Here is a 24,531-nt window from a genome sequence, read left to right as displayed (position 1 = left end):
ATTATGAAGCCTCTAAATCAATAGCTTTAGGTTTCCACGGCCATACACCTGTCATTTTTATTCTTCTACTTCCCGATGGCCATTGCACCAACGGATTATTCCAATTAAAGTGATACTCTACATCACCACTAGCTTCAAAATCTATTTTTAATTGTAAATTAGTTGCATTCAACGGAATCAGATAATGACTTGTATCTCCGCCCCATGTAGATCTTGTTTCCTCAATAACCTCACCGTCTACCTCATACGTTAATGTAGAATCAGCAATATATGTGCCTCCATAATGATTATCTACTGCTAAGTTTAACTTCTCAAACTTATGTGTCCATTTTGGCATTACAATAGTACCGTCAAATGATGCTACTTCGAATCCTACAGGCACTTCATAAGAAGCTGTTGCGTTAGGTCCTACTGGGCACAAATGTTTATCTACAGTTTTTGTATACTCTTCAGAAGTGTATCCTGCACTTGCTGATACTGATGGTGTAAACATTCCTGTCATACCTTCTACAGTTCCTGACAAAGAAAATGTAGTATCTTCTGATTCAGCGCCTACATTCAATCCACTACTTGCATAGTATACCTTTGTAACTACACAAAAACTTTGCGTTATGCCTTCATGGTTTGTCATGCCAAGATCGTCAGCTTGCTCTTTCAACCAACTCATATTGTTTTCAAGCAATGTAATGGGCGATAGCATACTTACATCTTTACTACGTACAAATTTTGACAATACAGATCGTTTTCTGCCAAACGTCCAACTCAGTTTAGTACCTGCTTCCGTTTCACCTCCTGCAACAGTAACATCAACATTCGTACTTGTTTGTTTCATGTGATCTGATTGTACTTTCCATAAATCGGCTCTTGTTAAGCTTTCAATATCTTCTTCTCCCAATGGAAGTGTATCTCCCGTTGCATCAAATGTTCCTGTATGCGGATTCAAAATACCTGTAAGTCCAATTTTTATATTTGGATTCAGACTCCAATTTCCCCAGGCAGAAAACTCATTGCTTCGCAACAAATTTGTGTAAATACTGTTCCATGGGTACGTTCCGTTTAAACTTACATCAGTGTTTTGTAGGTCTTTCTCTGCTGTAGTTACAGTTACTTTTTGTTTCATAATCGTATGATTTTTGGTTTATAATTGACATAAAAGTATAGTGTCAACCATAGTCATATGTGAAAAATGCTACAGACGACAGGAGCAATGTTATAAACGACTTGTAGTATGTTATGGTTTTGATAACCTCAAGAGTTTCAGCTTTGAGTTGAGGTGAATAAAATTAAAAGCGAATAGTAGTATTGTATGTGTTTGAAGAATTACTTTTCAGATAAGATCTGATACAATTTCCATCCCTGTGAATGAGTTTCTAATACTTTTAATTGATAATTTTGCTCAATAAATTCCCAGTTTTGCATGGGCGTTTTGCCTTTCCATTGCACTTCGTAACGCGCTGGATCAAACAAAATTAAATCGTTTGGTAGAAAGTTCTCGTATCGTTCTAAATATAGATTTTTAAATTCAAAATCCAATCCGCGACCTTCCATTGCTAAATCTACATCGAAACTATATAAAGTCTCGCCTTGATAAGGCTGAATCATGGTTGCCAATTCTTTTTCTATAATGGTACGCGTAAAGATAAGTTTGAATGTGATTGCGAAAAATGTGAGTTGCAATGCAATAGAAACTACAGCAATTGGAACTAAAAAACGTTTGATTAGTTTTATTTCTATCAGTTTGGAAAATGCAGGAAATAATAAGATTAAAATGAGCGGAAATACCAAGCCAATAATTCGTGGATTTTGAAACGGAATTCCTGCTAAAAATAGAATATACAATCCGCTACAAATCAATAGTATCTTTTGAGTGAATGTAAAGAGTGATTTGTAGTTTTTAAGCGTTATCAAACTTAAAACACTTCCAATAAAGATAAATCCGGGATGAAAAAACACAGACAATGCATGAATCAAATTGGGAAACATATAAGTTGTTGTGCCATCTTGAGTTGTAAAACTCGATTTGAAATAATTACCAACGGACCAAATTTGTAAAAAGTAATTCGAAGATGCTTCAAACAATGCGCCCCATTGAAAAATAAGAAACGGAATTGCCGCAACAACACTTACTAAAGTTGCTATGATTAATTGTACAAACTTTTTTCGTTCCCACACTAAATACAATGCATATATAATGATTGGAAAAGTGATGAATAATGAAGCATAACGCGTCATTAACGCACAAGTTGCAAAGATAAAAATAGGAGTAAGGCTTGTTTTTTTATGATACGATTTAAAGAAAAAATAGAATGATAAAACAACAAAAACTAACGTTAATGCATCAGACATAACTATAAGTCCCATCTTAAGTAGAAACGGACAGAAAACTGCAAAAATCAATACATAGAAAAAGTGATAGGAAGCTTTCGGATATAAAAGTCGAATCGTTTTTAAAATATACACACAGGCAATTGAAAAACTAATGCAGCTAATCAATTGTAAAGCAAGTGCGCTTCCAAAAATAAAACCAAGTAGGCTTCCTAAAGTTGGGTATAAAACTGGCCAAAAATAATTCCCAGGATGTACACCATCTGTCATATATTCTTGAATAGCATTTGTGTAGCGTAAATATTCATAAGAATCTTGTCCGTACAAACCATCAAAACCTATAATTCCCAATACTGTGATAAAGAAAAATGGAATGATGAACAGGATTAAATTCTGAGAAAAAGGTGCGGTGAATTTTTGTAATTTCAATGCTAGTTTTGTTTTGCGTATATAAATATAGTTGTTAAATTGTCGATCGTAAAAAATTAGGAATATTTTTTGTGTTTTATGCGCAATTAAGATAAAATTCATGATAAACTCCAAAAAAGTAATTATTGTACTTCCTGCATACAATGCTTCGGAAACTTTGCAAAAAACCTACAACGAAATCCCGTTTGATATTGTGGATGAAGTTGTATTGGTAGACGATCATAGTACCGATGAAACCATACGAGTTGCAAAGGAGTTAGGAATTGAACATGTAGTGAAACACGATAAAAATAAAGGATACGGAGCTAATCAAAAGAGCTGTTATAAAAAGGCATTATCGTTAGGAGGCGATATTGTAATAATGCTGCATCCAGATTATCAATACACACCAAAGTTGGTGCATTCTATGGCGTATTTAATCGCAAATGATGTATATCCTGTTGTAATGGGATCACGAATTTTGGGAAAAGGAGCATTGCGCGGTGGTATGCCAATGTATAAATATATTGCCAATCGTTTTTTAACCTTGTTTCAGAATATTGTCATCAATCAGAAATTATCTGAATATCATACAGGATTCCGAGCATTTTCAAAAGAAGTGTTGAATTCACTAGCTTTAGAACATAATTCTGACGATTTTATTTTCGACAATCAAATGTTGTGTCAAATATTTAATAAAGGTTTTGAAATTGCTGAAATTACCTGTCCAACAACCTATTCTAGCGAAAGTTCATCGATCAATTTTCAACGCAGTGTTACCTATGGTTTAGGAGTTTTAAAGGTCTCAATTCAATACTTTTTACACAAAAAGAAAATAAAGTCATTCAAAATATTCAAATAGTTAAGTATCTTTATAAAAAAATCGCCCGATTTGAAAAAGCATAAAATCTTATTGTACAATCCAATAGCCGTATTTTTTGATATGCCGCTTGCCTTGTTGGCAATTGGATCTGTTCTCGATCCTGAGAAATATGAAGTCATCATTGTTGATGGTCGTATTGATAAAAATCCTTTAGAAAGCATTAATAAACATATTGATGAGGCTTTGTGTTTTGGTACAACTGTGTTAACGGGAAGACCTATAAAAGATGCTTTGTCTGTGACGCAAGCTGTTAAAAAAATGCGCCAAGATATTCCTGTAATTTGGGGCGGATGGCATACTTCTTTGTTTCCAAAACAAACCTTGAAAGATGAAATTTGTATTGATGTTACTGCACAAGGACAAGGAGAAGATACGTTTAAAGAATTGGTAGAGGCGTATGCAACTACTGGGGATGTTTCTGGCGTAAAGGGAATTTGTTACCGAAATGACGAAGGTGAGATTATTAAAAATCCACCACGTGTGATTGTAGCAATGGATACGTTTGCAGATATCAATTACGAATTGATTGATGTTGAAAAATACTTTGAAAAGAAAGGGAGACGACAACTTGATTATATTTCTTCTACAGGTTGCTATTTTAGATGTACTTTTTGTGCCGATCCTTTTGTATATAATAGAAAATGGACTGCTATTTCGCCAGAAATTATGGTGAATAAATTAGCAGAACTTCATAAAAAATATAAGTTTACAGATTTGAATCTTCAAGATGAAACCTATTTTACATACAGAGATCGAGTTATTGAGATTTCGGAACGTATGATTGAGAAAGGCTTAAATATTACTTGGGCAGCGACAATGCGTGCCGATCAAGGTTCAAGAATGTCCGTGGAAGATTTTAAAATCTGTGCTAAATCTGGATTAAGACGTTTGTTGATTGGAGTAGAATCTGGTTCGCAAGAAATGATGAATTGGTTGAAAAAGGATATCAAAGTTGAGCAGGTATATATGTGTGCCGAACGTTGCAAAGACTTAGGTATTGCGGTACAATTCCCGTTTATCGTTGGTTTCCCAGAAGAAACAGATAAAAGTATTGAAGAAACGGTAAAAGTTGCGTTGGATTTAAATAGTATGCATCCAAATTTTCATACACCAATTTTCTATTTTAAACCCTATCCAGGAACTACAATTACGGATAATGTGGTGAAAGAAGGATACAAGCTTCCAGAAACCGTTCACGAATGGTCCGATTTTGATTTTGTAGGTTCATCTGGACCTTGGGTAAGTAAAGAGAAGTATGATTTCTTTGAAAAATTCAAGTTCTATTTAAAATTTGCATATTCAAATCAAAAGTGGATTTATAAACCATTGCAATTACTAGCGAGATGGCGCTGTAAACATAAATATTTCAATGTTCCTGTAGAGAAGAAAATAGTAGATAAATTCTTTAAGAAACAACAACTTGCTTAGGTTTTTAGACGCTATCGCTCTTAGAATGTTAGATACGCTTTGCTTTAGATTTTTTTGATACGTTATTACGAGAAAGAATGACAAACTAATCTGTAGCTTAAGAAACAGATTGCCACAAGTTTTTGCACTTCGACTCCGCTCAGTGCTAGCAAAACTTTCGCAAAGACGTTTCATATACAAAACGTCACTTCGAGTGGTTTTTCGTAATGTAATGAAGAAAAATTGTATCGAGAAGTACTATGAATCTCTGTTCAAAGCTTACTCCAAAATAACTTTCAACTCTTTCGTAATTTGATCAGAGGTTAACTCTGCACCCGATTCATTAAAGTGAAAATCATCGTAAAATGATGCTGTCGTTTTAGGTAATTGCAAATCGATGCATGGAATGTTGTTTTGCGCACAAATAGTTTTCAATCGTTGGTTAAACAGTTCCATTCCGCCATACAATGCTGTTGTGCTATAAAAAGCTTCGTTGTTTTGAAAGCCGCTTGTAAGCATTAATTCTTCATATTGTGGCTCTAAATTAGGTTTCCACATTGTTGCTTGTGTGACAAAAACTAATCGGACATTCTTTTCTTTTGCCAGTTGTATCATAGCTTTAACATTTGCTTCGTAACGTGTTAAACCAGCAGTTAAATCAGGCAATTCCTCAATAATTTTAGATTTCTTTCTTAAGTCTCTAATGTCTAAAACTGTTTTGGTTAAATGGTCTTTGTGGTTAAAATAGAACAAAATGTTTTTCTTTGCTCTCGAAGCTAATTTATATAACGTTAATCGTCTATGCCATGATAAATGATCGTCTGGAATGTGTTGAAATGCAAACTTTTTTAGTTTCAATTGAGGCATGTTTAAATAACGTTCCGAAGAGATTAAATACGCAACCAAATCGTTTACACCTTGCATTACCAATACCGTTTTCGTGTCTTTCAATTCAGGTTTTTCAAGCATGTGCTTAAACTGCAATACGTGATGACTGCTATTGTTTCCAGGGCGTCCAAAATTTCCAACCCAATACTGATCACCTAACTTTTTTTCAACCAAGGCAGGCCAAGATTTTTCTTGTGTCAATGCAAAACATGCTGCGGTACTTCCTCCAAAAACAATCATCTTATGTGAAGCATCTTTGTGATTTGAGATAGAACGCGCGCCTAATTCATCAAAAATAACTTCAGAGTCTTGATCGATACCGATGATTTCATCAGGATTAATTTCCCAAACAAAACCAGAATTTGGTGTATTTGTATAATAATCAGTTGGAAAAATTTGTAGTGCAGAAAGTATAATTTCGGCAATAATCAACAATACAAGTGTTACCACTCCTGAGAATGCTAGTTTTTTAAGGAATCGTTTTGAAAAAAGCTTCATGTTGGATGATTTTATATTTCTTATTTGTCTTACCCTTTTAATACATACCAAGAAAAGGGCGAATCTTTTTTACCTAGAATCTTATGTATAATATTTCGTTTGTATGTATATAGGATATCAAAATTTTTGACAAAGTTCTTGTGATGTGCGTGATAATGTGCTGCCATTTCTGGAACACCAAGTTCTGTATAATAGGCTTTGGTCCGTTCTTTTGCAGTAGGAATTTCAGCTGTTGTATAAAAAGGACTGTCAATGATATGAATTTCACCATCAATTGCTAAAAATGTAGTCAAGAGCGAAATTAAACCTTCAAAATCCTCAAAATATTGAACAGCTCCGTTGAGTGTGATGATGTCGAACTTTCTTTGAAAGTATTCGGAAGCTTTGAAAATATCGGCATACACAAAATGTAGATTTTTTTTCTTGAAAACACGCGCAGCCTGCTCCAATTCTTCACGGTTTACATCCAAACCAATGACTTCATGTTTTGTGTCAACTTCTGCAATTTTGTTAGAAAACCAACCATTTCCGCAACCAATAGTCAAAATCTCCATTGGATCATTCTCTTCGGCTACATACGCTAAAAATCGTTCTGTAGATTTGATGCGATACGGCCACTCATCACGATCTATATATGGCAACTTACGAACTTCTACATCAGTCAAAATACGATTTTCTTTTTCGCGCACAGCAAGATAATACTTAGAAAAACTAGCATCTTCAGGCGTCAAATAATAGACGTTTTCTTGTTGAGTTATACGGCTAAAATCTAATTTCATTTATATAATTTCATGGCAGTTTGTGCTAGTAAAGACTTTGTTTTTAATTTCACAGACGCGAGCAAACTTCGATCTTTTCCTTTTAGCAATTCCTTATTGTAGTTGACTTCATTCACAATTCTGCGGACAGCAAAATCGTAAAATTTTCGCGAATATGTACGTGTAAAATCAATTTGTCTATCGGTAGACGTGTCCCATTCTGGTTGCACAGTAATTTTATCTTCAATTTCGTTATATAACGAAGTTCCTTTGATCGGATAAGCAACCGTAATGGTAAAATGTGTTGGATTTGCCGCTTTTAAATAATCAATGGTTTCGTTGATGTCTTGTTCATCTTCACCAGGATAACCAACCATAATAAACGTTCCTGTTTCCATACCAAGCGCATTGGTTTTTTGAATGGCTTCTTTTACCACATCTACATCAACACGGCGATCCATGGCATCAATGATTTTTTGTGAACCACTTTCTGCGCCAATCCAAATTCGGAAACAACCTGCTTCTTTTAATAGTTGTAAAATATGATCGTTCAAACGTTCGGCACGTGTAATACATTCAAATGGAATAATAGCATTTTGCTTGATGACTTCTTCATGAAACAATTCAATCCATTTGTGGCTTACGCTAAATACATCATCCACAAACCAAATTCCATCAGGATTATAGGTTTCTTTCAGCATTTTCAATTCTGCAGCAACCATATTTGGCGGACGTCTGCGGTAACTTTGTCCATAAACCGCCGTGCTACACCATTTACAAGTATACGGACAACCACGTTGCGTACTTACGGTCATAGAGCTTTGTCCGTGATGCGTTTTCCAAGCATTCAAATATTTTTCTACAGGAATGGCAGCTCTGTTTGGCAATGGCAGTTCTTTCAAACTTTTCATGCGCATTCGTGCAGGCGATTTAACAACTTCACCATTTTCTAAATACGCTATTCCATGAATTTCACTATAATCGGCATCATTTACAATGGCTTTATACAATTCTAAAGTCGTTTGTTCACCTTCGCCAATAATTAAAAAATCAACACCTGTATTCAAGTAATTTTCACAATTATACGTAATATCTGGTCCGCCTAAAATAATTTTTGGAAAACCATACGTAGCATCTGTTTTTAAGATTTTAACTAACTTAATTACGTTTATTTTCGTCATCAAGTTTGTGTAAATAGCTATAGCTTTTGGTTGTTTCTCTTCAATAAAGCGCAACTGTTCTTTTTTGGAGTAGAACGTAGAATCATACACATGATTCTCCACTTTATTTTCATTCAAATAAGACGAAATATACAACAATCCCAACGGCGCATACGGACGCATGATGCTTTGCTCTTTCTCATCTTCAAAAAGATAATAGGTATGTGTGAGAATGATGCTCATGTTTTTTAGTTGTTGGTTGTCTGTTGTTCGTTGTTAGGTTGAAATTGCTAATCGCAATTTATTTTAGGTTTTGTTGCTTGTAAATATAAAGATGTTTTATTGACTTCTAAAATTTGAATTACTGTACATGCTTATTTAGAATATAAAAATGGTTTGTGATTTTAAAAGTTATGAGTTTAGTAAAAAACGGTTTACTTTTTAATAAGAAACTGTCACATCGAGCGTAGTCGAGATGCAGAAACCAGAAATCACCCTTTCTTTTCTAGAGTAATCAAAAAGTGATCCGCATATTTTGCAAGTGATGAAGCCGTTAACACAGCATCCAATCCTTTAAAAATAGTTAGCATAGGAAATTTAGCCACAAATGATTGTTCTAAATACGATGGCGGAATGGTTACTCCGATTGGTTTTACTTTTTTTGTCGTGAAAAAATCGTTCGCTGCTGCAGAAACGTCTTGTGGGTTGTAATACCAAGTTGCTACGCCAACACCGTCTACATTGGCAACAATACTTTCGGTTGTGTTTCTTCGAGTGGCTTTGGCTTTATCTCCTTTTAAGGTGAAATACATGCGCTCCCAAAGACAATTTTTTGGCATTAATACAATCGACATTTTTCCGTTAGGAAGTAAAAGATCGGCAGCAGTTTTGAAGAATGTTTGTAATTGCTCGTATGATAAACAATTAATTCCTCCAAAATCTGAAAAAATAAAATCAAACTTTCTGTCAAACGTATCTTTCGTGATTGTATTGATATCTTGTACTTTGAATGTTATATTTTTTGGATGCGATTTTGCTTTTGCAACTTCAATCATTCCTGCGGAAATATCGGTTGCAATAACATCATGATCCAGTTTTGCAAATTCAATTGCATCTGCTCCAGTCCCACAATTTAGTTCTAAAATAGATAGTTTTTTATCTTGTTGAATAATAGAGTTAATATGCTTGAAAACAAGTTTTCGTTGTGCTTTTCCTATGTTTGAATAGGTAAAAATATCATCATACTGCGGCGCAGCTATATCAAAATCACTATGCATTGGTATTCTCCATATTTTTAAGTTGAACTTTGTCAATAAAAGCAGCAGGTACATAATACCCAAACAAAATCATGGAACGCAACTCCGATTTAGAAATTGAAAATGGATTTTTAAAGAATTTCTTAAAGTTTTGAGTCGCTTGACTTTTACGAAATTCTTTGTGAACGTAGCGTTGCAATTTTCTATAAAATTGAGTGTTGTACGTTCCTTTAAACATCATAGCTAAATCGTCAGAATCTGTCCAATTGGCTTTTAACTTTAGATCATCTTTGACTTTATCGTAAAATTTAGTTCCCGGAAGTGGATATGAAACCGAGACTCCAATATTATCAGGAACCAACTCTTTAATCATATCAATTGTTTTCTGAATGTCTTCTTTGGTTTCTTCCAAATAGCCAAACTGAATGAAGAAAGCAACGCGTACCTTTTTTTCTTTCAACAAGCGTGTTGCTTCATAAATTTGCTCCACTTTGGTTTCTTTGTCCATCGCGTCCAAAATAGCTTGCGAACCACTTTCTGCACCAACCCAAACTTCTTCGAGTCCGCTTTCAGCTAAGGCTTCAATCGTATCTTCTTTCAATAACAAATCAACACGACTTTGTATATAATATGCAATTGAAAGTTTTTCTTTTTTGAGTTCTTGGTTAAAATTTTGAACCCAATTCGGCTTCAAACCAAAAATATCATCACACATCCAAAAACGCGTGACACCGTACTTTTCTTTTAAATATTTTATGTGTTTTGTAATGTATTCGGGCGAATGTGAGTTGTAACGATTTCCATAAATCGGTTTCGCACACCAATTACATTTAAACGGACAACCACGTGTAGTTGCCATATTGAGCGTAAATTCATTTCCGCCAGCTTCCCAAATTTTTCGGTAGGGTTCAATATCAATTAAATCCCATGCAGGCATTGGCAATTCGTCTAAATCGCGTAATACAGGATGTTTTGGATTCTTGATAATTTCGCCATCTTTTTCAAAAACCAAACCTTTTATTTGTGAAGTGTCTTCATTATTCGTTAATGCATCTACCAATTCTTTCAACGAAATTTCGCCTTCACCTTGAATCACAAAATCCGCGCCAGCAGCCAAATATTTTTCGTAATGATCTGTAGAATCAGAACTACAAACAATAATATGACAATCTAGATTTTTAGCAATTTTAATCATTTCAAAAGCGGCTTCACGCATCGTAGTTAAGCACATTTTTGTCAAATAATTAAAGCCATCATCGTATAATACAAATGTTTTAGGTTTGTGTGCTTCTAAATACGGTTGAATCGTTTTTGGATCGTCTAATAAGTTGGCGTCGTACACACCAACAGTGTATCCGTTTTCGCGTAAATACGAAGCAGCATATAAAGTTCCTAATGGCGGATATGGTGTTTGATTTTTCCATTGTTTGGCATCAAACTTATAGTAATAGGAATGTGAAAAAACAACATCAAGCATGTTTTTCGGGATATTTCAAATTGTATTCTTTTATAACTTCACTGTAACGTTCGTTTAAACGTGTAATGACTTTATTTTGATAGTTTTGTGGATGATGTTTTGATACATGCCTTGTTGATTTCATGGCAATATTAAAGTCTTCTTGAGCTAAATTCTTAAACTTTCTTCTCCACTTTTTAATCGTCAATTTTTGTAAGTACTGATCTAATTTTAATCCAAATGAACCATTAAACGCATTTTGAATCATTTTAGAAAACCAGCCTTTTTCAGTATCTCTAATCGTACTCATTTTAGGAGACGGTTTATTTGGAAAATAAGGAGTCGCCCATTGATTTTTCGTTAAAAAGTCATTAAAAACATCTGTTCCATACAAAGGAATAAGTGTTGCAATTTCAGTAGCAGTAAACAAGTTTTGTTCAGAAATCTCCAATTTATCTGTACTAATAAAATAGTTGACACAGAAATACTTCTTAGAGTTCAGTAAAAATATTTTTTTGTATAAAACAAGAAGTGTTCTGGCAATCCACAAACGATTTGGTTCTGTAATAATGAAAAAGTCAAAATCACCATCATCATCATAAAACCCTTTTGATAATGCGCCAGACAAGCAAACACCTTTTACATACGGAAATTTGGCTATTTTTCTCGAAACTTTTATTGCTTTGGGCATAATGTTTCGAGCCATTTCATTTCCTTTCAATCTGCGTTCTACACGATCAGGATTATTTACATCAATATAAAAACCGTCAAAATTAAAAATGATGCCTTTTTTCAATAGCAAATCAATTTCACTATCAATTTCTTTTTGATCCGTATTATTCGAAAATTGAAAGATTTCAGTTCTCGTTAACGGGTACTTAAAGAGGGAAAAATATAATATAGTTCTTAAGGCACTCACTGTTTTTTGTTTTCAAATCAAATGTACTTAAAATTATATACGTAATGGTACGTATATCCAATAAAAAAACAAAGTGTTTTTATTTATGTTTTTTCTTAATAAGTGTTAATATTTAATTAATTGTTGGCGTAATTTTACAAGGGTTTGTTACTTTTATAACAATCAATCAATCAAAAAGCGACTTATGAGATCTTTCCTATTATTATATATAGGGTTTTTGTGTATTCCCATTTGTGGGTTTTCACAAGAAACATCAAAAATTATTCCCAAAAGAATTTACACTACAAACAATATTAAAGGTGAAGCTCCAAAAATTGATGGCTTACTCAATGATGCAAGCTGGGATTCTGTGGAATGGGCAAGTGATTTCATAGAAAATCGTCCAGACGAAAATACACCACCAACAGAACAAACGAAGTTTAAAATTATGTACGACGCAAAGTTTTTATATGTTGCAGTGCGTGCGTATGACAAAAATCCAGATCAAATTGTTAAGCGTTTGTCTCGACGTGATGGTTTTGATGGCGATTGGGTAGAAATTAATATTGATAGTTATCACGATTTGCGAACCGGATTTTCGTTTACGGTGACTGCAGCAGGTGTAAAAGGAGATGAGTTTATTTCGAATAATGGGAATGATTGGGATGGAAGTTGGAATCCGATTTGGTACACAAAAACCAATGTTGATGAAGAAGGTTGGACTGCCGAAATGAAGATTCCATTTAGTCAGTTGCGTTTTGGAAAAAGTGCAGAACAAATTTGGGGATTGCAAGTGCAACGTCGTTTTTTTAGAAAAGAAGAGCGTTCTACTTGGCAACGAATTCCACTAGATGCGCCAGGTTGGGTAAGTGAATTTGGCGAATTACATGGATTAAAAGATATAAAACCGCAACGACAATTAGAAATTCAACCGTATGTTGTTACGAAATATGATACTTATCCTGAAGAAAATGGAAATCCGTTTCGTGATGGAGACGATTTTACTTTAAATGGTGGAATTGATGGAAAAATTGGTGTGACCAATGATTTGACTTTAGATTTTACAATCAACCCAGATTTTGGTCAAGTTGAAGCAGATCCTGCGGCGATTGCATTGGATGGTTTTCAAATTTTCTTTCGTGAACAACGACCGTTTTTTGTAGAGAATAAAAACATTTTTGATTACCGATTTGCCAATGGACAAGACAATGTCTTCTATTCGCGGCGAATTGGTAGAAATCCACAGGGTTTTCCAAATACGAGTTCGGGAGAATTTGTAGATCAACCTCAAAACTCTACCATTTTAGGTGCCGCAAAGTTTAGTGGAAAAACAAAAAATGGTTGGTCTATTGGTGTTTTGGAAAGTGTAACAGGAAAAGAATTTGCCGAAATAGATAATAATGGAGCACGTAGAAAAGAACTCGTTGAACCATTGACAAACTATTTTGTAGGACGATTGCAAAAAGACTTCAATGAACGAAATACATATATTGGCGGAATTTTTACAGCAACCAATCGTCGATTGGAAGACAACCTTAATTTTTTGCATAAATCAGCATATACAGGAGGTTTAGACTTTAGACATAATTGGAAAGACAGAACCTTTTATTTGGAAGGAAATGTTGTGACAAGTCATGTACAAGGAAGTAAAGAAGCAATTACAAACACACAAAATTCACTCACACATTTATTTCAACGAGTAGATGCAGGACATGTAAATGTAGATCCAAATAAAACATCTTTAACAGGAACCGGAGGAAAGTTAGAATTTGGAAAACGTGGTGGCGGAATTTGGCGTTATGATGCCGGAATAATATGGCGTTCGCCAGAATTGGAACTGAACGATATTGGGTTTTTACGTCAGGCAGATGAAATTCGTCAGTATGCAAACGTAGGATATCAAACCACAAAATCTTTTGGGAACTTTAGAAGAATCTCGGCGCGATTTTCACAATTTACAACCTACGATTTTGAAGGAAACTACAATCGAATTCAATATGAAGTGAATGGAAATTTTCGTTTTCTAAACAATTGGTTTATTGATTTTGGAGGTGCGCACAAACCAAGAATTTTTATCAATACGTTTTTACGTGGCGGACCGCGTTGGCGATTTTCGCAAGAAAACTTTGGGTATTTTGCCTTTGGAACAGACGAACGTAAAAAGTTGCGTACAAGTTGGAATGTTGTGTATTCACAAGCAAAAGATAACAATTTTAGCTTTTTTGAAATCGGAGCCGATGTAACGTATCAACCAACAAATGCGATGCGAATTTCTATCAATCCAGCGTACAATAGAAATCCTAATAAAACACAATACGTAACGCAAGCTGATAATAACGGAACAACGCGTTATATATTAGGGAATATTGACAATCAAACCCTAAGCGCAGCAATTCGTTTTAACTATACAATCAATCCGAACTTGTCGATTCAGTATTACGGACAGCCTTTTGTGTCTGTTGGTCGTTACAAGGATTTTAAGTATGTAACGAATTCCATTGCAGATAATTTGAGCAATCGTTTTTATCAGTATCAATCAAATGAAATTACCTTTGATGCTGGTTCAGATTCGTATTTGGTTGATGAGAATACAGATGGAAATGTAGATTACTCTATTGGAAATCCTGATTTTGCTTTTGTGCAATTTCGTTCAAATTTGGTCTTGCGTTGGGAATACATTCCAGGTTCAGAATTGTTCTTGGTTTGGTCGCAAGGAACCACAGGTTTTGGAAATGTGAAAGATCATTTACTACGTAGTTTAGACAATCAGATTTTAGGACAGCAACCAGAAAATATATTCTTGATGAAGTTTACGTATCGATTTGTGTTGTAGCTCGCGTTGCTCGGTGTGTATTTGTTTTGTTTGATGAAGTTTGACTATTTCAAATTCTTCAAAGCATATTTTACCAAACCAGTATTGCTTTTAATGCCGAGCTTTTTGTGGATGTTTTTTCGGTGTGTATCAATAGTAAATCTGCTTAGTTTTAACTCTTTTGCCATTTCAATAGTTGTTCGACCTTTGGCAATAAGATGTAAAATTTCTTTTTCTCTACGAGTTAAGGTTTCTTCTGAGTTGATGTTTTCGTTTGAAAACCAAGCTTTGATATCTTCGGGAAGCGTATCACTGATATAATAGTCGCCTTTTGCTAGTGTATGAATCGCTTGAATGAGTTTAGCTTTTTCTACATTTTTGGTGACATATCCTTTAGCGCCAGCATCTAGCATTTCTATAACATCCAAGCTTTGGTCATACATACTTAGTGCAAGAACTTTAATGTTTGGATAGTCTTTAGAAAGCATTTTGGTTACAGAAACACCATCAAGAACAGGCATTCTAATATCTGTTAATACCACATTTGGAAGCAAACCTTCTTCAATGAGTTTATATAGCTGCAAACCGTTGTTAACTTCCCCGATGATGGATATGCCTATTTCTTTTGATAGAATAGATTTAATTCCATCAATAAAAAGTTGATGATCGTCTGCTATAATAATTTTAATACTCACATTGGAATGTTTAAAATAACGGTTGTTCCGTTGTTTAAGGTGGAATCGATTACCAATTCACCATTCAATTTTTCTACTCTTTTTTCAATATTAATAAGTCCAGTTCCTGTTGTGTTTTTTGTAATGTCGAATCCTTTACCATTATCTTCTACAATAATATTTAAGATGTTATTTTCCTCAGAAAACTGAATGATAACCTCGCTGGCGTTCGCATGTTTTATGCTATTGGTTAGCAACTCTTGTATGATTCTGAAAATTTGAATTTCCGCAGCGTTTTCAAGGCGTTTATTTACATCAACATTGATGACTTTGATCGTTAATTTTTTAGTGTCAGAAATTTGATTGGCAATAGCTTTTGTAGAAGCAATAAGTCCTTTGTCTATTCGAGCGCCAAAAAATTTGTTCTTTGAAATTGCTCTAATTTCTCCATACGTGTCGTTAATCAAAAGTTTCAATTTGTCATAGTAACTATAAAAATCTTCGGCAGTATCGTAGTTTTCTACATATAACTTTAAAGTCGCTATTTTGCTCCCTAAATTATCATGTAAATCCGCAGCAATATCAGAGCGTTCTTCTTCTTGTGCAGTAAGAATTGCGTCAATTCCTTCAAGTTCTTTTGCTTTTAAAACCTGATTAAACTCTTGTTGTTTTATTGTATTATTCTGTGCTAGTATAATACGTTTTCGTTTTGCATTTTTAAGAAGTATATACACGACAAAAAGCGTAATTGCTAAAATGCCTAAAGCTATAAATAGAAGATTTCTGTTTTTCTTTCTCTTATAATTTGCCTCAAGATTATCGGATTGTAGTTGAATTATCTGTTTTTCATTTTTCTCACTTTCGTATTTTGCCTGTATATCGAGAATTATATTTTGATGTTCAGCACTAAGCAAACTATCATTTAAAACTCTTGATTTTTCAGAGAATTCCAATGCTTTCGCTGTATTATCCAATCCTTCGTATGCATCTTTTAAATACGTATATATTATAGCTAATTGCTTTCCTTTAATTGTGTGTGTTGCTTTTTGCAAGAGCGAAATTGCTTTGGCGTATTCTTTATTTTTTAAATATAAATAACCAAGATTGCTTTCGGTTACTTCAATTCCAGATTTAAGATTTAATTCATTTTTTAATACGTATGCTTTTTCAAGATATGTTTTTGCCTTTTCGGAATCGCTATCTAAATATAAATTTCCAAGATTATTGTAAATCATGGATAAAGATCGTTTGTTGCTTAAATTTTCGGCTAAAGTTTCAGCTTTATTGTAATAACCAATTGCTTTTATAGTATCACCTTTTTTGAAATACTGTGTAGCTAAATTGGGTAGCGTAATCAATTCATACTGAACTAAGTTATTTGCGCTAAATATGCGAAGTGCTTTTTCACTATAGGTTATAGCAGTATCATAGTTTTCTAATTCTGCGAAAGCGCTCGCAATATTACTATAACATTTTGCAGCATTTAATTCATCATCATGATTCTCAAAAAAAGAAGCACTTTCAGTTAAGGTAGCAATTGTTTTTTTATAATCTCCATTTCTAAGATAAATAGCACCTAAACTAATATTTACAGATGCAACGCGATTGCTGTCTTTTAAAACGGTAAAAGTGTTTTTAGTTTTTTCAAAATAAATAGAAGCAGAATCTAGTTTTCCTGTAAAGAAATGCAAGCGACCAATTTCGTTTGTGGTTTCTGCTTTTAAAGAATCATTTGTAGTAAAGTTTAATGCTTGGTATGCATACATTTTCGCTTTTGCTAAATCGACACGTTCGTGCAACTTTGCCAATTGGAGTGCTATTTTTGCTTTAGTGTATGAATCTGTTGTTTTTTTGAATGCGTTAGAAAGACTATCTATTTGAGCATTTTGTCCTAAAAGATAGACAGGGAATAAGAGGAAAAATATAATGATACTTCTCATACGATTGATCATAATAATTACTTAAATATACTGAATTATTTTGTGGTGAATTGTTTTATTCCCTATCTCTTTTTGGATAGACTATTTACAATAAAATGTAAAGTCATTGACAAAAACGACTCTTGGGTAGCGTTTTGCCATTCGAGCACGAACTCCAGGTAAATCTTGAATAGCGCCAAAACGCCAATATCCGCCAGCATCTTTTGCACGTTTAGAATATACGCCTAGTTTGCTTTTGTAATAGGCTTCTACATGTTCTCTAAATTGATGCCCAATTCCAGATTGCCAACCATAGCGTCCATTTTCTGAACATTTTGTGGATTTTATTGAACCAATGAACATGACTTGAACAGAATTTAAGTGATTAGGTTTTTTAGCATCAAAGTTTACCCAATACATAGCATACGGATAGTAATTAATGGTCTTTTTTTGTGCAAAACTATTCGTGATAAAGAAGAAGCAACCTATGCACAAGGCAATTTTTAGAATGTGTTTACTTTTCATAATGGTATCTTTTAAATGTTAGATACTATAAAAGTAACTTGTGTATACATGATAAAACTACCTAGTATTAGGTATGCGATTAATCTGGAATTCTTTAATGAGTTATAGAACTAATCTTACAAATCTATTTCAGATATCTATCAAGGAATCAGGTAGATACTATGACGATTTTTTTCACTAATTTCGGCATGCAATTTGATAAATTGTATGCGTTAACAATTTAAACCATTATTATGAGAAAAATACTACTATTATCGGCATTAAGTTTATTTTTATTTTCGTGTTCATCAGATGATGATGCGCCAACTGTAGATCCTATAATAGGAACTTGGAAAATGACTTCGTTTGAAGTAGAAAATTCGTATGATTTCAACGGCGACGGAACTGCAAGTAGAGAAATCATTTCTGAAACAAATTGCTATCAAAACGAAACAATTCAAATAAATGAAGGCGGAACTGCTGTGGCACTTTCAAATTCTTTCTTAACTGTTGTAGCAGATTTAGTAGTAGGAACAACAGATGAATTCACATATACAATAAATTGTGAAAATGAAGCTGAGATTACTCCAACAAATTGGACATTGAATGGCTCAACCTTATCATTTCAAGAAGATGATGGATTCACCGTTACAGCTACATATAATGGAAGCAACCAATTTACAATCGTAGTTTCTGAAGGTTTTGAAATTTATTCAGGAGGATTTAATGTTGTATCGGAAGAAGACGTTACCATTACATATACAAAACAATAAGCGACAAATACGCCTGTAAGCTTTATAAATATAGAAAAGCACTAAATGTAATGTTTAGTGCTTTTTTTATTTCTGTATTTGTAAAGTGGATCAATCACGTTAAAAATTTTACAAAACTGCACTAAGGTTTTCTTAAATAGTTGAGTTTTTTTTTGCTAGTACTTATGTTTGACACAACATTAATACTAATTAAAACCAATTATTATGAAAAAACTATTACTATTTTATGTAATGAGTACTTTATTGTTAGGATGTTCATCAGATGATGATGCTCCTTCTCTAGAATCTTTTATTCCGGGCACCTGGAAAATGACGAATCTTATATTAGAAAATGCGTATCTACTTGATCAAGATACTGAGAAAACCATTGATTTAGTCGGACAAACAAACTGTTATCAAAATGAAACCATTACGTTTAATCAAGACGGAACAGCTGTCGTAAGTTCTTCGTCATTTTTAAATATAAGTGCTTCCTTGGTAGCGGAAACAGAAGATTTGTACACGTACACAAGTGATTGTGTTAACGATAGTGATATTTATTCCGTTACTTGGTCAATGACAAGTGGTGGTTTGTTGTCACTTATTGAAGATGATGGTTTCGTATCTCAAGCGCAGTACAACGGTGGAAATTTCATTACGTTTTCAATTCCAGAAGGGTTTGAAATTTTGCTAGATGATGGAACTACGGTTCATGCAGAGGAAGACATACTTCTTATGTATGAAAAACAATAAATAAAGTGAGATTCTACTCTTAAAGCTAAAAAGCACTAGAACATAACATTGTTTTAGTGCTTTTCTATTTGAAATATCTTACTGTTAGCACGAGTTTAAAACTTGTGCCGATAAACAAACTAATAAACAGTTTTGAGATATTAGTATTGAGAGATTTTAAATACCATAACGAACAAAGTGAAGCTATCTGTTACTAAAAAAAACAGATTGCCGCGTCGGAACTCCTCGCAAAGACGTTTCAAATTAAAAATAGTATAAGAAAGATGAGTGCATTCATAAAATAGATTCCTGCCTGTGCAGGAATGACACCTCATCAATCGTCAATCAAAAGTTCAGCGAAGAATCAAAAATCTGAAATCGTCAATCAAAAATCTTAATGTGCTTCCAACCAATTTTGTCCAATACCAATTTCTACATCTAATGGAACGCTCATTTTAAAAGCATTTTCCATTTCTTCTTTGATAATTGGTTTGATTGTTTCCAACTCGTCTTTATGAGCATCAAACACCAATTCATCATGTACTTGCAATAACATTTTCGATTTGAAACCTTCTTTCTCAAAACGATTGTGAATCGTAATCATTGCCAACTTAATAATATCTGCTGCACTTCCTTGAATTGGAGCGTTTACAGCATTTCGTTCTGCTGCACCACGAACAATTCCGTTTCTAGAATTGATGTCTTTTAAATAACGACGTCTTCCTAAAACCGTTTCTACATATCCGTTTTCACGCGCAAACGCTACCTGATTTGCCATATAGGCTTTTAACTTTGGATAGGTTTCATAATAGGTGTCAATCAACTCTTTAGATTCACTTCGTGTCAAATCGGTTTGATTGCTCAATCCAAAAGCAGAAACTCCATAAATAATTCCGAAGTTCACAGTTTTTGCATTGCTACGTTGCTCACGTGTTACTTCTTCCAGCGGCACATCAAATACTCTTGCAGCTGTAGAAGCGTGAATATCCGCGCCATCTTTAAATGATTGAATCATCGTATCTTCTTCACTCAAAGCTGCAATAATGCGTAATTCTATCTGAGAATAATCGGCAGCAAGCAACACATAATTTTCATCTCTAGGAATAAACGCTTTTCGCACTTGTCGTCCGCGTTCTGTACGAATTGGAATATTCTGTAAATTCGGATTATTAGAACTCAATCTTCCAGTTGCAGCAACGGCTTGTGCATACACAGTATGAATACGATTGGTTTTTGGATTAATTTCATTTGGCAACGCATCTACATACGTACTTTGTAGTTTACGATATTGTCGCCACTCTAAAATATCAGCAACAATTTGATGGTCTTTGGCTAAATAGGAAAGTACATCTTCTGCGGTAGAATACTGTCCAGTTTTAGTCTTCTTAGGTTTGTCAACTAACTTTAATTTATCAAACAAAATTGGACCTAATTGTTTTGGTGAAGCTAGGTTGAATTCTTCGCCAGCTTGCTCAAAAATATTCTTCTCTAAACGATCAACATCAGTTGTTAAATCTTTAGATAAACCACCTAAAAAGTCAGGATCTAAATTAATTCCTTCAATCTCCATTGCCGAAAGTACACTTACCAACGGAACTTCTACGTCTGTAAATAATTTTGTCAAATGACCGCTTTCCAATTCTTTGATAAAATGTTCTTTTAACTGATAGGTAATATCTGCATCTTCTACGGCGTATTCGGTTTGTTGATCTAACGGAACTTGTCGCATTGATAATTGATTTTTACCTTTTTTACCAATCAATTCTACAATAGAAACTGCTTGGTAATTCAAATATGTTTCCGCCAACACATCCATATTATGACGCATATCTGGATTGATTAGATAATGCGCAATCATCGTATCGAAAATTGGTCCTTTTACAGGCATATCATAGTTTGACAATACTTTGATATCGTATTTTAAATTTTGTCCTACTTTTTCAATCGTCATACTTTCAAAAAACGGACGGAATTCTTCTAAAATTTCTTTTGTTTCTGTTTGATCTTCTGGAAACGCCACATAATATCCTTTTCCTTTTTCCCATGAAAATGCAATCCCAACCAATTCTACTTCAAGCGCTTTTAAACCTGTTGTTTCAGTATCAAAACACACACTTTGTTGTTTAAGTAACTTTTTAAGTAACATTTTGCGAGCCATTGGTGTATTGGCTAATTGATAAAAATGATCGGTAGTTTTTATGGTTTCATATCCAGAAATGGTTGCTTCTTCTGAAACATTTCCGCCTCCAGGTGCTGCAAACAAATCAAATTGTCCAGTAGCCGCCGCTTGTTTTGAAGCTTTAGAAGTTGTTTTTGTGTTCGCTTCCGCGGAATTTTCTTCTGGTGCTTTAAATGTTTTGATTAAGTTGTCTAGTAACCTACGGAATTCTAAATCCATAAAAATTTCTTTCACAGCATCCAAATCTGGTTGAGACAACTCAAAATTTTCTGCATGAAACTCTACAGGAACATCTAGCATAATTGTGGCTAGTTGTTTTGAAAGCAAGCCTAATTCGCCATTTGCTTCCACTTTCTCCTTCATCTTTCCTTTTAGCTCGTGTGTGTTGGCAAGTAAACCTTCCATACTTCCATAAGCTGCTAAAAACTTCTTGGCAGTTTTTTCTCCAACACCAGGCAATCCAGGAATATTATCGACAGCATCGCCCATCATTCCTAAGAAATCAATGACTTGTTCTGGACGTTCTACACCAAATTTTTCTTGTACTTCAGGAATTCCCCACGTTTCGTATCCGCCACCAAATCGTGGACGGTACATAAATATATTTTCAGAAACTAGTTGCGCAAAATCCTTATCGGGCGTTACCATAAACGTTTTGTATCCTTCTTTTTCAGCTTTTTTGGCAAGTGTTCCAATAATATCATCGGCTTCATATCCTGATTTTACGATAATTGGAATGTGCATTGCTTTTAAAATGCTTTCTATATATGGAACTGCAAGCCGAATAGCTTCTGGAGTTTCTTGTCTGTTAGCTTTATATTCTGGAAACGCTTCTACACGATCTACACTTCCACCTTTATCAAAACACACCGCCAAATGATCTGGTCGTTCACGTTTTATAACATCCAACAAAGAATTGGTAAATCCTAAAACTGCTGAGGTGTCAAACCCTTTCGAGTTGATTCTGGGGTTTTTAATAAAAGCATAATATCCTCTAAAAATAAGCGCGTACGCATCGAGTAAAAAAAGTCGTTTTTGGTCTGCCATGAATCGAAAATTTGATGGAAATTCAAATTTAAGAATATTACTAAGATTCTCGAATAAAAAAGAAATTATTCACGAGTAGTTAAAAAAGAAATGTTTAAATCATACTACTGTTACTTTTCTAGGAGAGCTGGTAATTAGTTTATGGTTTAATAATTACTTTTATTTTATTGTTCGTTTTATAAATTGAACATTACTTTTCTTTCTCTTACGGCTTTACCGTAAGTGGTTTGTAATTTGTTTTTATACTTTTCTATTCTAATCAAAATTTTATATCATGAAAAAAAAGAATCTTAAATCATTGAAGCTTAACAAGAAGTCTGTTTCTTCATTAACTGCTGAGAAAGCAAAAGGAGGTTTTGGTATAACTTCTGGTCATCCAATTTGTTCTGTAGAACCTGAATTTTGTAACTGGACATTAAATAGATGGTGCTACAATACGGGTTCTCCAGGAATTTGTACTGCTCCTAAATAAACTTTAATAGTAAAAGCGAGCTTCGGTTCGCTTTTCTCTTTCACGTTAGGTAGATTCTCTGAAAAACCGATAAGTTATTCGCGTTTGGTTAAAATTCGACAACTATAGATATTATTAAGAAACGTTTCACTTTCAAAATAACCATCAGGAATATCTTTATCATAATCTAACTTTTCATAATATTGTAGCATACAATCGCAGTATGCGTCAAAATCTAAGTCTTTATACTGCGGAAGACCTTTGCTTTCATTGTACATTTCTTTAAAGTCTCTTATGCTTTCTGCTTCCCATTTTTCTTCAGCAGGAACAAAAACTTCATCATAATACAATCGCACTAATTTTTTAGTGTCTTTCAAGCCATAAGCATGATACATGATGGAAACATTAAAATCGAAATATTCCCAAGCATTTTCATGATAAATGGCAATAAAATCGGTATCTCCTGTAGCAGTCAATTTTGTAGTATCTTCAGTGTATTTATATAGATTGTTTTGTAAATAAGCTTTAAGATTTTTCATTGGAATATCAATCTCTTTTTTTGGAATAGTTAATGTCTCTGTCACATTGACAATTCTAAAAAGACGATTTTGTATGGTAATCGTTGAACTGAAGGTGTTAATCTTTACATCAGATTTGTTAGTGTACTTTTTTAGACCATTTATAATATGAGAGTTTTCTTTAAGTATATTTTTGATACTATCCTTATTATAAGAATCTGGATAAAAAATATCCACTCTTTTCTCTGGACTCGATAATTTTTCAAAGGACTTTATAATGTTGGCGCTTTCTTTCTTTAGATCAAAAGAAGGAGCGCAACTTGTAAAAAGCAATGATAAAAAAACACAGCAAAAAAGATAACTTTTTATAGACATGATCGAAGTATTGGTTACGGAATAAAACTACAAAACTTATTTGGCAACATGAAATTAATTGACACACTACTATTTAATTATGCTTTTACTATGGTTTAATTTTTGATGCATATGTTAGTATTAATTTTAAAACCTTAATTATGTTAGAAAAATTTGAACAATTAACGAAAGAACAAATGAATTCAATTAATGGCGGCGCTCAAACGGTTGAAGATATTAACAGAACGCAACCGAACTAGCAGTGTAAAACTGTTTTTATTAATTCCTTAAATAGGTTATTGAAAATATTTTCTTCATGCAACAGACTGTATCCTTTATTTTATAAAACAGATGTTACGATTCTTGTTTTTAACTCCTTTCAGCTTTAATTTCAGGGTATTATTAATTTTAAAATCATGTAATTATGAAAAAAAGAAATCTTAAGTCATTAAAGCTTAATAAAAAATTAATCGTTGATATGAATTCTCAAAAAACCTTAAAAGGAGGAAAAACTGGATGGGCTTGTTGGGTTTCATTTCGTCATCATTGCCCACAATAATTTTTCAAGCGACTTCGGTCGCTTTTCTTTTAAATGTTAATTACGGCGTTCCCGTAAGTGATTCGTAATTTGTTTTTATACTTTCTGATCTAA

The 24,531-nt window shown here is 33.7% G+C and carries 21 protein-coding genes; 8 read left to right on the top strand and 13 right to left on the bottom strand.

All coding sequences use genetic code 11. The annotated features are described in order from the left end of the window. Position 1 precedes the first annotated feature (1 nt). Positions 2 to 1,120: a hypothetical protein gene (locus ACRBBL_RS14520; protein ID WP_431369792.1), complete on the bottom strand. Its 1,119-nt coding sequence runs from the start codon at positions 1,118 to 1,120 to the stop codon at positions 2 to 4. A gap of 200 nt (positions 1,121 to 1,320) precedes the next feature. Further along, the gene (locus ACRBBL_RS14515) at positions 1,321 to 2,754 is read right to left on the bottom strand and encodes an ArnT family glycosyltransferase (protein ID WP_431369791.1); all 1,434 of its coding nucleotides are present in this window, start codon (positions 2,752 to 2,754) and stop codon (positions 1,321 to 1,323) included. A 100-nt stretch (positions 2,755 to 2,854) separates the two neighbouring features. Between ACRBBL_RS14515 and ACRBBL_RS14510 the strand changes: the two genes are divergently transcribed. Together ACRBBL_RS14510 and ACRBBL_RS14505 are read left to right on the top strand one after the other, a co-directional pair. Beyond that, positions 2,855 to 3,595 (top strand): glycosyltransferase family 2 protein, encoded by a 741-nt coding sequence (locus ACRBBL_RS14510; RefSeq protein ID WP_431369790.1) that lies wholly within the window; start codon positions 2,855 to 2,857, stop codon positions 3,593 to 3,595. Between the two features lie 30 nt (positions 3,596 to 3,625). Then, positions 3,626 to 5,044: a B12-binding domain-containing radical SAM protein gene (locus ACRBBL_RS14505; protein WP_431369789.1), complete on the top strand. Its 1,419-nt coding sequence runs from the start codon at positions 3,626 to 3,628 to the stop codon at positions 5,042 to 5,044. A 258-nt stretch (positions 5,045 to 5,302) separates the two neighbouring features. Here ACRBBL_RS14505 and ACRBBL_RS14500 read toward each other — a convergent pair whose 3' ends face one another. The 6 genes from ACRBBL_RS14500 to ACRBBL_RS14475 all read right to left on the bottom strand — a co-directional run bounded on the left by ACRBBL_RS14500 (position 5,303) and on the right by ACRBBL_RS14475 (position 11,835). Then, positions 5,303 to 6,409: an SGNH/GDSL hydrolase family protein gene (locus tag ACRBBL_RS14500; RefSeq protein WP_431369788.1), complete on the bottom strand. Its 1,107-nt coding sequence runs from the start codon at positions 6,407 to 6,409 to the stop codon at positions 5,303 to 5,305. A gap of 29 nt (positions 6,410 to 6,438) precedes the next feature. After that, the gene (locus tag ACRBBL_RS14495; protein ID WP_431369787.1) at positions 6,439 to 7,188 is read right to left on the bottom strand and encodes a class I SAM-dependent methyltransferase; all 750 of its coding nucleotides are present in this window, start codon (positions 7,186 to 7,188) and stop codon (positions 6,439 to 6,441) included. After that, positions 7,185 to 8,570 (bottom strand): B12-binding domain-containing radical SAM protein, encoded by a 1,386-nt coding sequence (locus ACRBBL_RS14490; protein ID WP_431369786.1) that lies wholly within the window; start codon positions 8,568 to 8,570, stop codon positions 7,185 to 7,187. The genes ACRBBL_RS14495 and ACRBBL_RS14490 overlap by 4 nt, the downstream gene beginning before the upstream one ends. Before the next feature lie 248 nt (positions 8,571 to 8,818). Beyond that, on the bottom strand, positions 8,819 to 9,604 hold the full coding sequence (locus tag ACRBBL_RS14485; protein ID WP_431369785.1) for a class I SAM-dependent methyltransferase: 786 nt from the start codon (positions 9,602 to 9,604) through the stop codon (positions 8,819 to 8,821). Continuing rightward, a complete protein-coding gene (locus tag ACRBBL_RS14480) occupies positions 9,597 to 11,060 on the bottom strand; it encodes a B12-binding domain-containing radical SAM protein (protein ID WP_431369784.1) in 1,464 nt (487 codons plus the stop codon). The genes ACRBBL_RS14485 and ACRBBL_RS14480 overlap by 8 nt, the downstream gene beginning before the upstream one ends. Further along, complete coding sequence (locus ACRBBL_RS14475) at positions 11,053 to 11,835, bottom strand: nucleotidyltransferase domain-containing protein (RefSeq protein ID WP_431369783.1); 783 nt, start codon at positions 11,833 to 11,835, stop codon at positions 11,053 to 11,055. The genes ACRBBL_RS14480 and ACRBBL_RS14475 overlap by 8 nt, the downstream gene beginning before the upstream one ends. A 307-nt stretch (positions 11,836 to 12,142) precedes the next feature. Between ACRBBL_RS14475 and ACRBBL_RS14470 the strand changes: the two genes are divergently transcribed. After that, positions 12,143 to 14,770, top strand: a complete 2,628-nt coding sequence (locus tag ACRBBL_RS14470) for a DUF5916 domain-containing protein (protein ID WP_431369782.1) — start codon at positions 12,143 to 12,145, stop codon at positions 14,768 to 14,770. 44 nt (positions 14,771 to 14,814) lie between these two features. On the opposite strand, the gene ACRBBL_RS14465 is transcribed toward ACRBBL_RS14470, so the two are convergent. The 3 genes from ACRBBL_RS14465 to ACRBBL_RS14455 form a co-directional block, all read right to left on the bottom strand. Beyond that, positions 14,815 to 15,444 (bottom strand): response regulator, encoded by a 630-nt coding sequence (locus tag ACRBBL_RS14465; RefSeq protein WP_431369781.1) that lies wholly within the window; start codon positions 15,442 to 15,444, stop codon positions 14,815 to 14,817. After that, positions 15,441 to 17,363 carry a tetratricopeptide repeat-containing sensor histidine kinase gene (locus ACRBBL_RS14460; protein WP_431369780.1) on the bottom strand — a complete coding sequence of 641 codons (1,923 nt, stop codon included), beginning with the start codon at positions 17,361 to 17,363 and terminating at the stop codon, positions 15,441 to 15,443. Before ACRBBL_RS14460 ends, ACRBBL_RS14465 begins: the two co-directional genes overlap by 4 nt. An 81-nt stretch (positions 17,364 to 17,444) precedes the next feature. Further along, positions 17,445 to 17,867 carry a hypothetical protein gene (locus tag ACRBBL_RS14455; RefSeq protein WP_431369779.1) on the bottom strand — a complete coding sequence of 141 codons (423 nt, stop codon included), beginning with the start codon at positions 17,865 to 17,867 and terminating at the stop codon, positions 17,445 to 17,447. Between the two features lie 233 nt (positions 17,868 to 18,100). Here ACRBBL_RS14455 and ACRBBL_RS14450 point away from each other — a divergent pair, with 233 nt between their 5' ends. Then, a complete protein-coding gene (locus tag ACRBBL_RS14450) occupies positions 18,101 to 18,619 on the top strand; it encodes a hypothetical protein (protein ID WP_431369778.1) in 519 nt (172 codons plus the stop codon). A gap of 204 nt (positions 18,620 to 18,823) precedes the next feature. Then, positions 18,824 to 19,351 (top strand): hypothetical protein, encoded by a 528-nt coding sequence (locus ACRBBL_RS14445; RefSeq protein ID WP_431369777.1) that lies wholly within the window; start codon positions 18,824 to 18,826, stop codon positions 19,349 to 19,351. Between the two features lie 373 nt (positions 19,352 to 19,724). Here the strand turns inward: ACRBBL_RS14445 and polA are convergent, their stop codons facing one another. Continuing rightward, positions 19,725 to 22,556: a DNA polymerase I gene (polA, locus tag ACRBBL_RS14440; RefSeq protein WP_431369776.1), complete on the bottom strand. Its 2,832-nt coding sequence runs from the start codon at positions 22,554 to 22,556 to the stop codon at positions 19,725 to 19,727. A gap of 274 nt (positions 22,557 to 22,830) precedes the next feature. Between polA and ACRBBL_RS14435 the strand changes: the two genes are divergently transcribed. After that, entirely contained in the window at positions 22,831 to 23,028 is a 198-nt protein-coding gene (locus tag ACRBBL_RS14435; protein ID WP_431369775.1) for a hypothetical protein, read from the top strand. A 74-nt stretch (positions 23,029 to 23,102) separates the two neighbouring features. On the opposite strand, the gene ACRBBL_RS14430 is transcribed toward ACRBBL_RS14435, so the two are convergent. Then, a complete protein-coding gene (locus ACRBBL_RS14430) occupies positions 23,103 to 23,900 on the bottom strand; it encodes a hypothetical protein (protein ID WP_431369774.1) in 798 nt (265 codons plus the stop codon). A 140-nt stretch (positions 23,901 to 24,040) separates the two neighbouring features. Between ACRBBL_RS14430 and ACRBBL_RS14425 the strand changes: the two genes are divergently transcribed. Further along, the gene (locus ACRBBL_RS14425) at positions 24,041 to 24,139 is read left to right on the top strand and encodes a bacteriocin (RefSeq protein ID WP_431369773.1); all 99 of its coding nucleotides are present in this window, start codon (positions 24,041 to 24,043) and stop codon (positions 24,137 to 24,139) included. Between the two features lie 164 nt (positions 24,140 to 24,303). Further along, positions 24,304 to 24,438 (top strand): hypothetical protein, encoded by a 135-nt coding sequence (locus ACRBBL_RS14420; protein WP_431369772.1) that lies wholly within the window; start codon positions 24,304 to 24,306, stop codon positions 24,436 to 24,438. Positions 24,439 to 24,531 lie beyond the last annotated feature (93 nt).

It is taken from the genome of Kordia sp., from assembly GCF_050633145.1.
Classification (GTDB): domain Bacteria; phylum Bacteroidota; class Bacteroidia; order Flavobacteriales; family Flavobacteriaceae; genus Kordia.
This window is presented reverse-complemented; position numbering and strand designations above follow the sequence as displayed.

Excerpts from the sequence above, each read along its gene's own strand:
- ACRBBL_RS14520 (WP_431369792.1), bottom strand. The coding sequence starts at position 1,120 with ATGAAACAAAAAGTAACTGTAACTACAGCAGAGAAAGACCTACAAAAC.
- ACRBBL_RS14510 (WP_431369790.1), top strand. The coding sequence starts at position 2,855 with ATGATAAACTCCAAAAAAGTAATTATTGTACTTCCTGCATACAATGCT.
- ACRBBL_RS14500 (WP_431369788.1), bottom strand. The coding sequence starts at position 6,409 with ATGAAGCTTTTTTCAAAACGATTCCTTAAAAAACTAGCATTCTCAGGA.
- ACRBBL_RS14495 (WP_431369787.1), bottom strand. The coding sequence starts at position 7,188 with ATGAAATTAGATTTTAGCCGTATAACTCAACAAGAAAACGTCTATTAT.
- ACRBBL_RS14490 (WP_431369786.1), bottom strand. The coding sequence starts at position 8,570 with ATGAGCATCATTCTCACACATACCTATTATCTTTTTGAAGATGAGAAA.
- ACRBBL_RS14485 (WP_431369785.1), bottom strand. The coding sequence starts at position 9,604 with ATGCATAGTGATTTTGATATAGCTGCGCCGCAGTATGATGATATTTTT.
- ACRBBL_RS14480 (WP_431369784.1), bottom strand. The coding sequence starts at position 11,060 with ATGCTTGATGTTGTTTTTTCACATTCCTATTACTATAAGTTTGATGCC.
- ACRBBL_RS14470 (WP_431369782.1), top strand. The coding sequence starts at position 12,143 with ATGAGATCTTTCCTATTATTATATATAGGGTTTTTGTGTATTCCCATT.
- ACRBBL_RS14460 (WP_431369780.1), bottom strand. The coding sequence starts at position 17,363 with ATGAGAAGTATCATTATATTTTTCCTCTTATTCCCTGTCTATCTTTTA.
- ACRBBL_RS14455 (WP_431369779.1), bottom strand. The coding sequence starts at position 17,867 with ATGAAAAGTAAACACATTCTAAAAATTGCCTTGTGCATAGGTTGCTTC.
- ACRBBL_RS14450 (WP_431369778.1), top strand. The coding sequence starts at position 18,101 with ATGAGAAAAATACTACTATTATCGGCATTAAGTTTATTTTTATTTTCG.
- ACRBBL_RS14445 (WP_431369777.1), top strand. The coding sequence starts at position 18,824 with ATGAAAAAACTATTACTATTTTATGTAATGAGTACTTTATTGTTAGGA.
- polA (WP_431369776.1), bottom strand. The coding sequence starts at position 22,556 with ATGGCAGACCAAAAACGACTTTTTTTACTCGATGCGTACGCGCTTATT.
- ACRBBL_RS14435 (WP_431369775.1), top strand. The coding sequence starts at position 22,831 with ATGAAAAAAAAGAATCTTAAATCATTGAAGCTTAACAAGAAGTCTGTT.
- ACRBBL_RS14430 (WP_431369774.1), bottom strand. The coding sequence starts at position 23,900 with ATGTCTATAAAAAGTTATCTTTTTTGCTGTGTTTTTTTATCATTGCTT.
- ACRBBL_RS14425 (WP_431369773.1), top strand. The coding sequence starts at position 24,041 with ATGTTAGAAAAATTTGAACAATTAACGAAAGAACAAATGAATTCAATT.
- ACRBBL_RS14420 (WP_431369772.1), top strand. The coding sequence starts at position 24,304 with ATGAAAAAAAGAAATCTTAAGTCATTAAAGCTTAATAAAAAATTAATC.